The sequence below is a fragment of the Parageobacillus sp. NEAU-HV-2 genome, assembly GCF_059115485.1.
The window spans coordinates 384,608-400,035 of sequence record NZ_JBXUJJ010000002.1 but is presented as its reverse complement, the minus strand read 5'-3'; the positions used below and the strand labels follow the sequence as shown (position 1 = coordinate 400,035).

14 protein-coding genes are annotated in these 15,428 nt (G+C 44.8%); 2 read left to right on the top strand and 12 right to left on the bottom strand.

Annotated elements, in window-relative coordinates; translation table 11 throughout:
• Positions 1–4: 4 nt before the first annotated feature.
• The 8 genes from dnaK to gpr form a co-directional block, all read right to left on the bottom strand.
• The gene (gene dnaK / locus AC1WMD_RS05440; RefSeq protein WP_043905525.1) at positions 5–1,831 is read right to left on the bottom strand and encodes a molecular chaperone DnaK; all 1,827 of its coding nucleotides are present in this window, start codon (positions 1,829–1,831) and stop codon (positions 5–7) included.
• 23 nt (positions 1,832–1,854) lie between these two features.
• Positions 1,855–2,520, bottom strand: coding sequence for a nucleotide exchange factor GrpE (gene grpE, locus AC1WMD_RS05435; RefSeq protein WP_494256230.1), 666 nt, complete (start codon positions 2,518–2,520; stop codon positions 1,855–1,857).
• A gap of 96 nt (positions 2,521–2,616) precedes the next feature.
• Positions 2,617–3,651, bottom strand: a complete 1,035-nt coding sequence (hrcA, locus tag AC1WMD_RS05430) for a heat-inducible transcriptional repressor HrcA (protein WP_494256304.1) — start codon at positions 3,649–3,651, stop codon at positions 2,617–2,619.
• Positions 3,652–3,734: 83 nt separating this feature from the next.
• Positions 3,735–4,877, bottom strand: coding sequence for a radical SAM family heme chaperone HemW (gene hemW / locus AC1WMD_RS05425; protein ID WP_494256228.1), 1,143 nt, complete (start codon positions 4,875–4,877; stop codon positions 3,735–3,737).
• A gap of 66 nt (positions 4,878–4,943) precedes the next feature.
• On the bottom strand, positions 4,944–6,773 hold the full coding sequence (gene lepA / locus AC1WMD_RS05420) for a translation elongation factor 4 (RefSeq protein WP_494256226.1): 1,830 nt from the start codon (positions 6,771–6,773) through the stop codon (positions 4,944–4,946).
• 173 nt (positions 6,774–6,946) lie between these two features.
• Positions 6,947–7,288 carry a DUF3679 domain-containing protein gene (locus AC1WMD_RS05415; protein WP_043905530.1) on the bottom strand — a complete coding sequence of 114 codons (342 nt, stop codon included), beginning with the start codon at positions 7,286–7,288 and terminating at the stop codon, positions 6,947–6,949.
• Positions 7,289–7,302: 14 nt separating this feature from the next.
• Positions 7,303–8,502 carry a stage II sporulation protein P gene (gene spoIIP / locus AC1WMD_RS05410; RefSeq protein WP_043905531.1) on the bottom strand — a complete coding sequence of 400 codons (1,200 nt, stop codon included), beginning with the start codon at positions 8,500–8,502 and terminating at the stop codon, positions 7,303–7,305.
• A 77-nt stretch (positions 8,503–8,579) separates the two neighbouring features.
• Positions 8,580–9,698 carry a GPR endopeptidase gene (gpr, locus tag AC1WMD_RS05405; protein WP_043905532.1) on the bottom strand — a complete coding sequence of 373 codons (1,119 nt, stop codon included), beginning with the start codon at positions 9,696–9,698 and terminating at the stop codon, positions 8,580–8,582.
• A gap of 406 nt (positions 9,699–10,104) precedes the next feature.
• Between gpr and rpsT the strand changes: the two genes are divergently transcribed.
• The gene (gene rpsT / locus AC1WMD_RS05400; RefSeq protein ID WP_043905533.1) at positions 10,105–10,374 is read left to right on the top strand and encodes a 30S ribosomal protein S20; all 270 of its coding nucleotides are present in this window, start codon (positions 10,105–10,107) and stop codon (positions 10,372–10,374) included.
• 39 nt (positions 10,375–10,413) lie between these two features.
• Here rpsT and holA read toward each other — a convergent pair whose 3' ends face one another.
• Positions 10,414–11,448, bottom strand: a complete 1,035-nt coding sequence (gene holA, locus AC1WMD_RS05395) for a DNA polymerase III subunit delta (protein WP_043905534.1) — start codon at positions 11,446–11,448, stop codon at positions 10,414–10,416.
• A 285-nt stretch (positions 11,449–11,733) separates the two neighbouring features.
• Between holA and AC1WMD_RS05390 the strand changes: the two genes are divergently transcribed.
• Positions 11,734–11,868 (top strand): YqzM family protein, encoded by a 135-nt coding sequence (locus AC1WMD_RS05390; RefSeq protein WP_043905535.1) that lies wholly within the window; start codon positions 11,734–11,736, stop codon positions 11,866–11,868.
• 46 nt (positions 11,869–11,914) lie between these two features.
• Here the strand turns inward: AC1WMD_RS05390 and AC1WMD_RS05385 are convergent, their stop codons facing one another.
• The 3 genes from AC1WMD_RS05385 to AC1WMD_RS05375 form a co-directional block, all read right to left on the bottom strand.
• Positions 11,915–14,200, bottom strand: a complete 2,286-nt coding sequence (locus AC1WMD_RS05385; RefSeq protein ID WP_494256222.1) for a DNA internalization-related competence protein ComEC/Rec2 — start codon at positions 14,198–14,200, stop codon at positions 11,915–11,917.
• Positions 14,201–14,233: 33 nt separating this feature from the next.
• The gene (locus AC1WMD_RS05380; protein ID WP_043906619.1) at positions 14,234–14,689 is read right to left on the bottom strand and encodes a ComE operon protein 2; all 456 of its coding nucleotides are present in this window, start codon (positions 14,687–14,689) and stop codon (positions 14,234–14,236) included.
• A gap of 104 nt (positions 14,690–14,793) precedes the next feature.
• A complete protein-coding gene (locus AC1WMD_RS05375; protein ID WP_043905537.1) occupies positions 14,794–15,399 on the bottom strand; it encodes a helix-hairpin-helix domain-containing protein in 606 nt (201 codons plus the stop codon).
• Positions 15,400–15,428 lie beyond the last annotated feature (29 nt).

Below are 15,428 nucleotides of genomic sequence, written 5' to 3'. Positions count from 1 at the left end.
TGTATTATTTATCATCTTTTACTTCTTCGAATTCTGCATCAACTATATTATCATCTTTCTTCGTCGCGCCGTCAGCTCCCGCTTGCTGATTTTGCGCTTGCTTAGCCGCTTGTTCGTATAGCTTAATCGATAGTTGCTGCACCGCTTCTTGCAGCGCTTCTTTCTTTTTGCGGATTTCATCGAGATCGTTTTTCTCGAGCGCCGCTTTCAGCGCGTCTTTTGCTTCACGCGCTTTTTTCACTTCTGCTTCGTCAACTTTTCCTTCCACTTCTTTTAACGTTTTTTCCGTCGTAAATATTAATTGGTCGGCTTCGTTGCGCAGTTCGGCCGCTTCTTTTCGCTTTCTGTCCGCTTCGGCGTTTTCTTCCGCCTCTTTAATCATGCGCTGAATTTCTTCTTCGGAAAGACCGGATGACGATTTAATGGTAATCGATTGCTCTTTGTTCGTGCCTAAATCTTTGGCGCGGACATGGACAATGCCGTTGGCGTCGATATCAAACGTTACCTCAATTTGCGGTACGCCACGCGGTGCCGGCGGAATATCCGTCAATTGGAAACGGCCAAGCGTTTTGTTATCGGCAGCCATTGGGCGCTCCCCTTGCAACACGTGAATGTCGACCGTTGTCTGGTTATCTGCGGCTGTCGTGAAAATTTGCGATTTGCTTGTCGGGATCGTCGTATTGCGTTCAATTAATTTCGTAAATACGCCGCCCATCGTTTCAATTCCAAGCGACAGCGGAGTGACGTCAAGAAGAACAACGTCTTTCACTTCGCCAGCGATCACACCGCCTTGAATCGCCGCGCCGATTGCGACCACTTCGTCCGGGTTGACCCCTTTATGCGGCTCTTTGCCAAGTTCGCGTTTAATTGCTTCCTGTACGGCCGGAATGCGCGTAGAACCGCCGACAAGAATGATTTTGTCAATGTCCGCCGGTGTCAAGCCCGCATCTTGCAGCGCTTGGCGGACTGGCCCCATCGTACGTTCGACAAGATGGGCGGACAGCTCTTCAAATTTTGCTCTTGTTAATGTCGTTTCTAAATGAAGCGGACCGTTTTCATTAGCGCTGATAAACGGCAAGGAAATTTGCGTTTGCGTAACGCCGGAAAGCTCTTTTTTCGCTTTTTCCGCAGCGTCTTTCAACCGTTGCAGTGCCATTTTATCTTTGGATAAATCGATGCCGTGCTCCTGCTTAAATTGGTCGACTAAATAATCAATAATCACTTGGTCAAAGTCGTCCCCGCCAAGATGGTTATCACCGGCCGTCGCTTTTACTTCAAACACGCCGTCCCCAAGTTCGAGAATCGATACGTCAAACGTACCGCCCCCTAAGTCGTAAACAAGGATCGTTTGATCTTCTTCTTTATCCAAACCGTACGCAAGCGCAGCAGCCGTCGGCTCGTTAATAATGCGTTCTACTTCCAAACCAGCAATACGTCCGGCATCTTTCGTCGCTTGACGTTGTGCATCGTTAAAGTAAGCCGGAACGGTAATGACTGCTCTTGTCACCGGTTCTCCCAAATAATCTTCCGCATACGATTTTAAATATTGCAAAATAATTGCCGAAATTTCTTGCGGAGTATATTTTTTGCCTTCGATTTCTACTTTATAGTCCGTTCCCATATGGCGTTTAATGGAGATGACGGTATTTGGGTTCGTAATTGCCTGCCGTTTCGCTACTTCGCCAACTAAGCGCTCTCCGTTTTTAAACGCCACAACAGAAGGAGTAGTGCGGTTTCCTTCCGGATTTGGAATGACTTTCGGCTCGCCGCCTTCTAATACGGCAACGCAGGAGTTGGTTGTTCCTAAGTCAATACCGATAATTTTGCTCATTACGATCACCCTCCTATACTCATTCACTGACTTACTTTCACCATTGCTGGGCGAATGACACGGTCTTTCAGTTTATAGCCTTTTTGAAATTCTTCCACGACCGTGTTCGGTTCATAGTTGCTGTCTTCTACTTGCATCACCGCTTGATGCAAATGCGGATCGAATGGTTTGCCAACCGCTTCGATCGCCTCGACTCCTTCTTTTTTTAAGGCGTCTAATACGGAACGGTAGACCATTTCCATTCCTTGTAAAATCGATTTCGCCTGTTCGTTTTCCGTCTCTATTTTTAACGCGCGCTCAAAGTTGTCCAAAGCTGGCAATAGATCGCTCACTAAACTTTGGGCGCGGTACTTTTCTGCTGCTTCCATTTCCTGACGTGTGCGGCGACGGAAGTTTTCAAAATCGGCATATAAACGAAGATAGCGGTTTTCCATTTCTTTTATCTTCGCTTCGAGTTCGGCAATTTTCGCGTTTGCAGCCGCCAGCTCATCGTTTTGTTCTTGCTCCGCTTTTGGCTGTTCTTCAAGCGCTTCTTGTTGCGCTTGCGTATTTTCCTGCTGCAAGTTTTCCGCATTTTCTTCCTGCAGTTCATTTCCGCCGCGCTCTTCTGCTTTCTCCTCTTGCGGCTCTGGTGCTGTCCACTCTTCATATGTAGCTTGCTCTTGAGTTGCTTTTTGTTCTTGTTCCATCGGTTTCACCTCCCTTTAAAGAAGCCTGTCTATGTATAAATGGTCACAAGGAAAGGATGGATTGTGTCCATCCATCCATTACCAATATGACCATCGCTAACCATTTTGATACCATTTCGTCAACGCGATGGATAAATCGGAAGCCACCCTGTTTAAAATGGTAATGACGCGTGAATACTCCATTCGTGTCGGTCCAAGAATTGCAATGGTCCCCAGCTGCTCATCGCCGATCGAATACGTCGCTGTTATTAGGCTGCAGTTTTCCATTTCGCTCAATTGATTTTCACGGCCGATCGTCACTTGAATACCTTTTCGGTTATGTTTGCGCAACAAACGGTAAAAATCTTTCTCCTGCTCAATCATTTTCATGAGCGGACGAATTTTTTGAATGTCGTTAAACTCCGGCTGGTTAAGCATATTCGTTTTCCCGGCAAAAAACATTTTTTCTTCCTGCGGGATGTCCAGCGTTTCGACAATCGTTTTCAACATGCTATCGTAGTTGTGAATATGCTTGCGCAGCACATCGGCCACTTCTTTATAAATTTTATCCTTCAAATCGACCAGCGGGACACCAATAAGCCGTTCATTGAAAATATTCACCATTTTTTCTAGATCCGATGGATTCACTGACGCAGGAACGGTAATGACATGGTTTTCTACATGTCCTGTGTCGGTAACAATAATCGCCACAGCGGTTTGCTGATTCAATGGAATGATTTGGATTCGTTTTAATTTGTTTTCTTTCACCGCCGGCCCAAGGGCTATCGACGTATAATTCGTCAAATCGGACAAAATTTGCGCCGATTTTTGTACTACTTTCTCCAATTCGTAAATTCGCTCGGCAAAAATGGATTTGATTTTTTGAATATCGTCTTTCGTCAAACGCTGCGGCGATAACAAATGATCGACGTAATAGCGGTATCCTTTTTCCGATGGCACCCTGCCGGAGGATACATGCGTTTTTTCAATATATCCAAGCTCCTCTAAATCTGCCATTTCGTTGCGGATCGTCGCCGAACTTAGTGCAATTTCATGTTTTTTCGATAACGTCCGCGACCCAACAGGCTGCCCGGAGCGGATAAAATCATCAATAATCACTTGCAAAATAAGCAATTGGCGCTCTGTTAACACGCTCATCACCTCTGTTAGCACTCAAATACCCCGAGTGCTAAATCTATTATTAAGGTATCAAATCCATATGCTAATGTCAATGTTTACATTCCGGTGAGAAACGCTTGAAACACCTCGTTGCCAAGGAGTCGGCCGCGGCGTGTCAGGCGCACGTGCGTAGCTGTTTCCTCAAGCAGCCCCTTTTGCTGTTCGGCACGAATGGCTGCCCCAAACACATCATGCACGTCGCTTCCAAACTTTTCAAAAAAGCGCTGTTTGGATACTCCTTCTGTTTTTCTTAGCCCCAAAAACATTTCTTCTTCCATTTGCTCCATCCATGTGACCGGATGAATTTCGCGATACGGCAGGCCCGTTTCCCGTACTTTGGCGATGTATTGTTTAATCGGGCCGATATTGACGCGGCGAACGCCGTTCACATAGCTGTGGGCTCCTGCACCGATGCCGTAATATTCTTCATTGTTCCAATACGTTAAATTATGGCGGCTTTGAAAGCCAAGACGCGCATAGTTGCTAATTTCATATTGCTGATATCCTTGAAGTTCCATCTGCCGCATCGCTTCCTCATACATTTCCGCTTCTTCCTCTTCGCTCGGCAGCGGGAGCGTTCCTTTTCTCCACAAATTGTAAAAAATCGTTTTCGGTTCAATGATGAGGGAATAAGCGGAAATGTGCTGAATATCAAGGGAAAAAGCAACGTCCAAGTCCGCCTGAAACTGCTGCAGCGTCTGGTTGGGCAAGCCATACATTAAATCAATGCTAATATTGTCAAAGCCGACTTCTTTCGCTAATGAAATCGTACACATGACATCGTCATAGCAATGTGTCCGCCCTATTGCCTTTAATAAGGAATCATGAAACGTTTGTACTCCGAAACTTAGGCGATTGACTCCCGCATCTTTTAACAATTGCAGCTTTTCCTTTGAAAGTTCATTTGGATTCGCTTCAAACGTAAATTCCACTTCGCCTTTGGAAAAACGAAAGTGTTTATAAATGCTTTCCAGAAAAAAATCAAGCTGCTTCATTTCTAAAACAGTCGGAGTTCCGCCGCCGACAAACAAAGTATCAAGCCGCTCAGGCGGGAAGGCTTCCACCGTTTTTTTCATTTCTTGTGCCATCGCTTGCAAATATTCATCCACCGGCTGTCCTTGGAAAAACACTTTATTAAAATCGCAATAGTAGCAGATTTGCGCACAAAACGGTATGTGGAAATACGCCGATTTCACCAACGTCAACATCCTTTCCTATAAATAAACAAGGCTATCCCAGAAAAAGGAGACAGCCTTGCACTACCTTTATTTTTTATTATCATCGATTTTTAAGACGGCCATAAACGCTTCTTGCGGAACTTCGACCGAACCGATTTGCTTCATCCGTTTTTTCCCTTCTTTTTGTTTTTCCAACAGTTTGCGCTTCCGTGATACGTCCCCGCCGTAACATTTCGCTAACACATTTTTTCGCAGCGCTTTAATGGTCGAACGGGCGATAATTTTATTGCCGATGGCCGCTTGCACCGGCACTTCAAACTGCTGGCGCGGGATTAAGTCTTTTAATTTTTCGACAATCACTTTCCCCCGCTCGTACGCGGCATCGCGATGAACAATGAACGATAGCGCATCAATTTTTTCACCGTTTAAAAGAATATCCATTTTCACCAATTTCGACGGCTTATAGCCAATCAGTTCATAATCAAACGATGCGTATCCTTTTGTGCTCGACTTGAGTGTATCAAAGAAGTCATACACAATTTCCGACAATGGAATGTCATAAATTAAAGTGACGCGTTTTTCATCTAAATATTGCATATCAACAAAGATGCCGCGTTTCGCTTGGCATAGCTCCATCACCGGCCCCACATAATCATTCGGCACCATAATCGTCGCTTTGACGTATGGCTCCTCAACACGGTCAATTTTTTGCGGCTCCGGCATATTGGACGGATTATCGACTTGTACTTCCGTCCCGTCTGTTAAGTATACTTTGTAGACCACGCTAGGTGCTGTTGTGATTAAATCAATATTAAACTCACGTTCAATGCGCTCTTGAATAATTTCCATATGCAGTAACCCAAGGAAGCCGCAGCGGAAGCCAAATCCGAGCGCTTGTGATGTTTCCGGCTCAAAATGGAGTGCCGCATCATTCAATTGCAGCTTTTCTAACGCTTCGCGCAAATCGTTATAGCGGGCCGTATCGATCGGATACATGCCGCAAAAGACCATTGGGTTTAGCTTGCGGTATCCTGGCAGCGGCTCGGAAGCCGGATTTTCTGCATCAGTAATCGTATCGCCGACACGCGTGTCGCTTACATTTTTAATGGAAGCCGTTAAATAGCCGACATCGCCGACCGTTAGTTCATCGACTTGCTTTGGCTTTGGCGTAAACACACCGACTTCAACGACCTCAAACTCCTTGCCGGTGGACATCATTTTAATTCGCTGCCCCGGCTTTACCGTTCCGTCAACGACGCGAATATAGGCAACAACGCCGCGATAAGAGTCGTACAGCGAATCAAAAATAAGCGCCTTTAATGGTGCGTCCGGATCGCCGGATGGCGCTGGAAATTTCTCAACAATTTTTTCTAAAATTTCTTCAATGCCAATGCCGACTTTGGCCGAAGCGAGCACCGCATCCGATGCGTCAAGCCCGATCACTTCTTCAATCTCCTGGCGGACGCGTTCCGGTTCGGCGCTTGGCAAATCGATTTTATTAATAACCGGCAAAATTTCTAAATTATTATCGATCGCCAAATAGACATTGGCCAGCGTCTGTGCCTCAATGCCTTGGGCCGCATCGACGACAAGAATCGCCCCTTCGCAGGCGGCAAGGCTCCGCGACACTTCATACGTAAAATCGACATGGCCAGGCGTATCGATTAAATGGAAAATATATTCTTCTCCATCTTTTGCTTTATACTTTAACTGAACCGCGTTTAGTTTAATAGTAATGCCGCGCTCCCGCTCCAAATCCATCGAATCTAGCATTTGCTCTCGCATTTCCCGTTCGGAAAGCGCACCTGTTTTTTCTAAAATGCGGTCTGCTAGCGTCGACTTTCCATGGTCGATATGAGCAATAATGGAAAAATTGCGAATCCGCTCGCGCCGTTTTAATCTTTCTTCCCGATTCATCTCTCTCACTCCTATTGTTTCCCGAAACTACACTAGCTTTGATTATAGCAACAGAGCAAGCAAGATTCAATGACATAGTTTTGCAAACGCTCCCGTTATAAAGAAAAAACATTGGCGAACCGTTTTCCTGCGTTTCGCCAATGTCCTTTTGCTTCCCGATTCGAGCCGGTTTTTCACTTCTCGAACAGTTTTGCCAAAAACGAAAGCAGCTGTTCCATCAACGTCTCGATTGCGTTGGCAAATTGTTTGCCAAGCTCGGAAAAGAGGTTGAACGTTTTTATATTTTCGATTTTTTCTTTTTTCTCCTCAAGATCATCTACTTTCACTTTTTTTCCAAATACAGATGCCTCGATTTCTCCGCTTTGGCTTTTGGAAAGATGGAGTACGGACGGCAGTGACGTGTCCTCATATCCTCTCATCTTTTGCATTCCTTCATTTGCCTGCTGCATGCCGAGCAATACGCCAAAAAAGAGGAGCAATACGGCAAAGCAAAATTGAACGATAAATTTGGCCATGTCACTCCGCTCCTTTATTGTTTTTCCGCCGGTGCGGGTGCCTGAACTTTTTGCGCCTGCCAATAATATTCGCTAAACACATCAGCAAGCGCGGATGCAGACCGAAACAGTTCTTCAAATGTATTGTCCACTCCACCGATTTCAATTAAAATTGCATTTTCCGATAAATCTTGATTAAACTTTCCGTTTGTTCCCGCCCCCATTTTCTCAATCACACCTCGGCTAAGTCCCGGATATTTTTTTTGCAGTAAATGGTGTAATTGCGCAGCAAGCTGCAAATTTTTTTCGTATTTCGCGTTTTCGCCGCCGATAATAAAGGCAACGCGGGCATAATCGACGCCATTAATCGTGACAGTGGTGTATTTTCGTCTGCGCGAATCGCGATGGATATCGATAAAATATTGCAAATCACGATCATGGCTCATCGCTTCGACAACAAATTTTCTTGACATATCGTATGCTTGGTAATATTTCATGCCTTTTTTCTGCAGCTCTGCTACAATATCAGTCGTACTTACTTCCGCACCAATTCCTCGTTTTTTCAATTCTTCCGCCAGTTTTTCTCCCACTTTCGTGACATTCACCGTACGATGGAACGCTAAATCAGGATCAGTAACTCCTTTTAAAGCAGGCAAGTATGATTCACGTGTATGCGTAAAGTAAATATATACGACTTTTCTTCCCCCTGTCGTTTGAGACGGCGGGGGAACTTGTTTTTCTTCATGCTGTTTGTCTGATTCTTCCAGACTCTCTAAAGAAGCTTGCCGTTCTGCAAGCATTACCTCAAGCGGCGGAGCGGATTCGTACGGCATGTTGGTGTAGTCCGTCCCCTCTCCCGCAACGATAATTTTGCTGTCATATAAAGCAAATCCCGGAAGCTCGCTGCCAAGCAAGCTGCGGGGATCGTCCGGATTCACGCTGGTTGCCATGCGAAACAGCATTGCGGAATAATTCACTTTTTGCCGCTCCTCTGGCAGCATTTGCGAAAAATAATGGTTTTCAAAACCAAATAAGCGGACAAAGGTCTCATTTGGAAACTGATTCGTTACGTAGTTCACGGACGAAGAAGAAATGCGGTATTCGGGTTTTAATGATGTAATCGCTCCTACCAGCGTAAATACCATCATGCAGCCCAATACCGCTAAAATCATGATTTTTTTTAGGCTAGCGCCTGGAACGGCAACGATCACGTGCGGAGAACGCCACTTTTTCATGTTTTCACCCTTTCCCAGCTTGTCTACTAATTTAACGTATGGCCAAGCTGGAAAAGATAGAACCTCTTTTTTCTCTATTAATGGGTATAGGAACCGGTATTATGCTGATCGACTTGCTCATGCAATGCGGCATTAAGCCCGCTTGCTAATAAATTGGCCATGTCGCCGATAAACATATCGACTTCTTTTGGCGTCACCATTAAATTATGGCCAAGCGGAGCAAGCACTTCATAAATCAAGCGGCGCTTTTCCTCTTCCTCAAGCGTGCCAATCATGCCAAGAAATGTCGAACGCTGCTCTGGCGACGGCATATCATCCTCTGTGAGCGCCTTTTTCTTGCCAAATGTCCATCCCCCTGGGGCAAGAGCGCTAGACGGCCGTTTTCCTTCACGTATTTCCCTGCCAAAATGCTTCAAAATAAAATCAATCGTATCACTTGTAATCGATACCGCATCGACCACGGTTGGCACCCCAATGGAAATAACAGGGATTCCTAACGTTTCTTTACTTAATTCCTTTCGTTTATTCCCTACCCCTGAGCCTGGGTGAATTCCTGTGTCAGAAATTTGAATCGTTGCGTTGACACGTTCAATCGAACGGGACGCTAAAGCATCAATCACAATAATAAAATCCGGCTTTATTTTTTGGACAATCCCATCAATAATATCGCTCGTTTCAATCCCTGTTGTCCCCATTACCCCCGGAGCAATTGCGCTTACCGGACGAAATCCTTCTTCCACGCTTTCCGGCTGAAGCTGAAACAAATGTCTTGTAATCAGCAAATTTTCCACCGTCAACGGCCCCAACGCATCCGGGGTCACATTGGAATTGCCCAGTCCGACAACAAGGCAGCTCGCTTCTTTGCCAATGTTCAATCGCTGCAAAAATTGGCTTAACTCCTTGGCGAATATTTCTTGCACTTTGCGCTGCAGTTCCGTATTATGCTCGCGAATGCCTTGCGCTTCAATCGTTACATAATTTCCCGGCTTTTTTCCAATCGATTTCGCTCCTGCTTCTGTTACTTGTACATACGACAACTTAACTCCATCTATTTCGCGGTCGTGAATCATGACGCCTTCAATCGGTGAGGCGCTTTCTTTTTTCTGTTGCAGGCGTTCCTCGACGGCAATTTCATGAGCTTCGATCGCTAAATCTGTCCGCACCGAATACATGCTTAAATCCACTGACTGATCCATATCGTTCCTCCTAAAACATATTGTTTTTCTTTTATTGTCGCCGCTTTTCGTACTTCTCATTCGTTTTTTGCACCATCAGTAAAGTATTTTTGCTTGAACACTCTTGCATAATTAGACCTCGTTTGATAGAATAACACTTGTTCTTACAAAATTATTTACCACGAAAGCCCGTGACTTAAGTCTTAGGGTGAAGTGGAAAACGGTTTTAAACCGAGCGACAGGGCGTGAAACACCAGCGAGGTGTTTGTCCATGAAAGTTTGGCGGAACAAGAGTGAGCGCCTGCACGCAGGTGTAGGAAAAACTCTTTAGTACGTCAGAACCCACCGACTTTAGTCGTGTGGAGATTCAGTGTTCTTTAATACCTGAAATAAGTAAGAAATGGCAGAATGACGGAGGTGAAAGAACTTGGCAAATATTAAATCGGCCATTAAACGTGCAAAAACAAGTGAAAAGCGCCGTGCTCACAACGCTTCGATGAAATCGGCAATGCGTACAGCGATCAAAAAATTTGAGGCGTTGGTTGAATTAAAAGATGTAGAAAAAGCCCAAGAAGCATTCGTTATTGCTTCCAAAAAGCTAGACAAAGCGGTAAGCAAAGGCCTCATTCATAAAAATACAGCTAGCCGGCAAAAATCCCGTCTAGCGAAAAAGCTAAACAGCATTATCGCATCGTAATAAAAAACGACCTGATGGCAGGTCGTTTTTTATATATGATTATTCGGCTTTAGTGAACATTCCTTCATTCCAGCGCATCAGCAGCAGTTCCATTACCAGCTGCCGGTCCATCGCTCCGCTTTTCATCTCATAGTCCGCCTCGGCGATTTGCCTTACAGCCGCCGTCAACTCTTGTTCGGAAAACAGCGCCGCTTGTCCCATCGCCAGCTTAATGCGAAACGGATGCACTTTTAAAATAGAAGCGATTTGTTGCTGGCCATATCCTCTCGACATCAGCCATTTTACTTGATATAAAAGGCGGAATTGGCTGGCGAGGAGCGCCAAAATTTTCAGCGGCTCCTCATTATTTTCGAGCAAATCGTAAAACACCTGCAGCGCCTCGGCGATTTGCCGCTTCGTCACTTTTTCTACTAATACGAACACGTTTTGCTCTAACGTACGGGAAACGAGCATTTCCACCGTCTCTTGCTTAATCGTTCCTTCCGGTCCGACAAACAAAGCAAGCTTGTCTAACTCGTTGGCAAGCGTTGTTAAATTCGTTCCCGCCAGCTTTAACAAAGCATCAATCGCATTTTCTTCTATCGTTACATTGCCTTGTTTTACTCTCTCCGCAATCCAGACGCGCAATTCTTTTTCCGCAAGTGGGGATGCCGCTAAAACCTCGGCATGTTCTTTTATTAATTTTGTTATTTTTTTACGCTCATCTAATTTTTCATATGGACCCGCGAAAATGACGATCGAAAAAGAAGAAGGAGACATTATGTACGATTCTAATTTTTTTAAGTCATGCTCCACTTCTTTTTCCTTCTCTGCTGTAAAAAAGTAAGGGTTTTTAATAAGAATGACACGTTTCTCTCCAAAAAACGGAAATGTTTCTGCGTCTTCCAACGCTGTTTGCACCGGAATCTCTTCGCAATCGTACACTGATGCATTCCATTCCCGTTCCTCTTCGGTTAATGCGGTGCGAAGCAAAAGTTCATATGTTTCCGTTAATAAAAATGATTCGGTCCCATATAATAAATAGAGGGGAGATAGACGTCCTTTTTTGATTTTTCCCCAAAAGTCCACCACCATATTTCTCTTCTCCATTTCTGTGAACAATTTTTCTCTGTTGAAAAGATACAATGTTTTTCTTATTTTTACAAGGGAACCGGTTAGCGGGAAAACCGGTTCCCCTTTATATAAACGTTGACAAATAAGTCCTAGGACCTTATTTGTCAACGGGTTATTTTTATATTTTCCCGAGCGTAAAAAAGTATTTGTGTTAACTGTTGTCAACGAAGGAAATGGACATGGGGATATAGATTTTTTTTTCTTTTTCGTCTATACTAAAAATGATTGCATGAGGAGGGGTAAAGGATGAACGTATTTGAAAAAGACGTACAAAGCAAACGCAATGATGCCGTTGACTCTGCTGTTGGTTTTGCCGTTTCATTTGGCTTTTTCGCAACGATCTTCATCATTGCCACATTAATTAAATTTTTCGGATCGTAAAGAGATTGCTTACATAAGCAGTCTCTTTTCTTTTTCGTACTATATGTTATGGCAGCATGACAGAAAAGGTTCCATGATTTTTCGCATAAGTATAGCGCACCGCACCATGCTGATCCGTCCGTAAAATAAGCGTATTTCTTTTCTGCAAACGTTCGAGCACGGACGGAGAAGGATGATGGTAACGGTTATGTTCGCCTACCGAAATAACCGCTATTTTCGGCCGTATTTTGTCCAAAAATAATTCGGTTGTCGAAGTAGCGCTTCCATGGTGCGCGACTTTTAACACGTCCGCTTTTAACTGCGGGAACGCGCCGATCAGCTCTTTTTCCCCCGCCTCTTCTAAATCCCCAGTGAACAGCCATGACAAGCCGCCGATTTTCGTATACAATACAACAGAATTATTATTATCATCCGGATGCGTCGTAGATGGATGGAGGACATAAAAAGAGATTCCTGCTTTGCTCCATCGGTTGCCTCTTCTGATTTCCTGCACGCTGACCTGCTTTTGCCGGGCGATTTGCATTAGTTGTTCATATATTACCGAATTTTTTTTCATTCCTTTACTGACTAGCAGCTGCTTGACGTCAAACCCACGCACAATTTCTTCTGCCGCACCAATATGATCGACATCTTCGTGGGTAGTAATCAGCTTTTCAATCGTCCTAACTCCATTCGATTTTAAAAAGGGAATGACAACGTCTTTGCCGACATCCCAGTTTCGATGGCGTTGCTGCCACGGCTCTTTTTGCTGTGGCAATGTTCCGCCGGTGTCAATTAGATACACCGCTTGGCGATAAGGCAATTCAATATAAATGCAGTCCCCCTGTCCGACATCTAAAAAAACAACTTCGCCATAACGGTCGATATACGGGCTCAACGCATGAAACGCGATGACAGCGGCAATCCATCCTATCCCCCAATAACGCCGCTTCTCTATATACACAAAAGCAGCCAAAACCGCCGCAACATAGCTAATCAACAACAAAAACGAAGGGCGCCCGAGCGTAAGCGATAGCGGATAGGAAGAGGAAAACAAGAGAACAACTTTGTCCGACCAAACAATCACCTTTTGCAGCAACCACATAAAAGGAACAGAAAGAAGCGGAGTCATTGCACATGCAGCAACGGATATAACAGAAAGCGGCAAAATAATAAAGGAATAAAGAGGTACAAAAATCATATTAAGAACGATGCTCCATAGCGAAATTTCAAAAAAATAGTAAACAAGAAACGGCAGTGCGCTCAACTGGGCAATCAACGCCGTCCAGAACAGGCGCCACAGCGTGGAATCGTGGAACATTACTACCTGTGAGGATAAAATGAGGGCAAACGTCACCGTAAACGATAATTGAAATCCGACATCCCATAACATATAAGGATCCGTAATCAGCATAAGGAGAAAAGCGATGCTTAACGTGTCCAGCGGCAGCAATGTCATCTTTCGGTAATTTGCTGCTAAAAAGAGCATCGCCGTCAAACAGGCGCGAATGACAGAAGGGGAAGACCCGGTCAGCACGATATAAACAGGCAGAAGAATCAGCAGCATAATCGTAGCTGTTTCCCTTGTGAACAAACGAATCAATAGAAAAAATACTGCTCCAACCAACAAGGTGACATGCAACCCAGAAATAGCCAGCAAATGGATTAAGCCGAGCTTCTGATACCCTTCTAACAGCATCTCATCCAGTTGTTTCCGCTCCCCATATATCAGTGCCTGCACAATGCCAGCCGTTTCTGCCGGAAAATGGTCTTCAATTTGGCGAATTCCTTTTTCACGAAGAGAAAGAAGCTGTTCGTATATGGTAGGAGAAGAATGGTGGCAGTCTTGCAAAAGGATGGATTGAGGGGTTAAAATCCAATGAATATGGTGAAACCACAAATAACGGCGGTAATGAAAAGCATTTGGATTGCGCGGCAACGCCGGACGCTCAAGCGTTCCCTTCACTTTACAGATGGTTCCTGGAGCCAAAAGTGACGAAAGCAATTGTTTTTCCCCTGGAGACTTTATGTAATACACAAGCTGAAGTTTCTCGCCGTCTACATTGGCGATGGCCTGCAGCCGATCCCCATCTATCGTAATAGGGGCCGTCAAACGAAACAAAAATACTGTCATGTCGTCCGAGAGATGTGTGTTATTCTGCTGATCGATATAAACAAAATGCAAGTAAAAAAGACAGATCGTAGCGACAGAAACAAGAAAAAGGCGCCTTTTACGGATGAAGAGAAACAAAACGTAAAGAATGAGAAACAGCCAAGCAGCATTGGACCGCGCATAGGCAGTCGTTATGGCGAAAATAGCGGCTGCAGCTATATAAACAACATTTCCCTTCACGTCTGCGCCCCTTTCTACGCATAATTCCGTCCGTTACTTTTGTAAAAGCGACAATATTTTTTGATCGAATGGTACCTGTTGTACGTGGACTTTCGCTTGTTCAAACAGCTCAAGCGCATATGGATGGTTTTTATAATCTTTCGCATAATATACGGCGCGAATTCCGCTTTGAATGATCGCCTTGCAGCAATGCAAGCACGGAAAATGCGTGACATACATTTCTGCTCCCTCTGTCGGGACGCCAAACTTGGCACATTGCAAAATCGCATTCATTTCCGCGTGGATGGTACGAACGCAATGCCCATCAATAACGTAACATCCCTCATCAATACAATGGGCGCCGCCAGCGATCGAACCGTTGTATCCTCCGGCAATAATCCGCTTATCACGGACGATCGTCGCCCCCACCGCCAGCCGTGTGCATGTGCTGCGCAGAGCTAGCAAATGGCTTTGGGCCATAAAATATTGATCCCATGTAATCCGCTCCATATTTTCTCCCCCGCTTGTCCATTGCAAATCGTTTTTTTCATGTTTATATGGCATACAGACATACTTTTAGTGTAATCGCACAGCTAGCCAGGCGTCAACGCCCGTTATGGCACAACAATATACTCTTTTATCTTTTCAAGCGTCTTTTCGCCGATCCCCGTCACGTTTAATAAGTCTTCCGCCTTTTGAAAAGGGCCATGCTCTTCGCGGTACGCAATAATCGCCTGTGCTTTCGTTTTTCCGATTCCAGGAAGCTGAGATATTTCTTGTTCTGATGCGGTGTTAATATAAATTTTATTCGAATCATCTGCCTGGAGCGATGAGGAAGCGAAAGCATTCGCTTCCCCGCGCACCGGCACGTAAATCATCATTTCATCATGCACTTTCGCTGCTAAATTTACTTTTGTCTCGTCAGCTTTCTTCGTAAATCCTCCAGCTAAAGCGACCACATCATTCACCCGCGCCGTATTCCGTATTTCATACACCCCTGGGTGTGCAACCGCCCCTTTTATATCGACCATAACCGTATTTTTTTCCCCTTCCCCTTTCCTTTCTTGCGCTGTCTGAGGAACGTTTTGTTCTACTAATATCGGTGCTTGTTCTTTTTCCGTTATTTCGTTATTTCTAAACAACATAATGGCGCCGGCCGCTAACATCGCGAAAAACAAGCCGTACCATCTTTTATCATATTTTTTGATCGTTTCCCACACGGGCATCATCCTTTCCATTTAGTCATAAA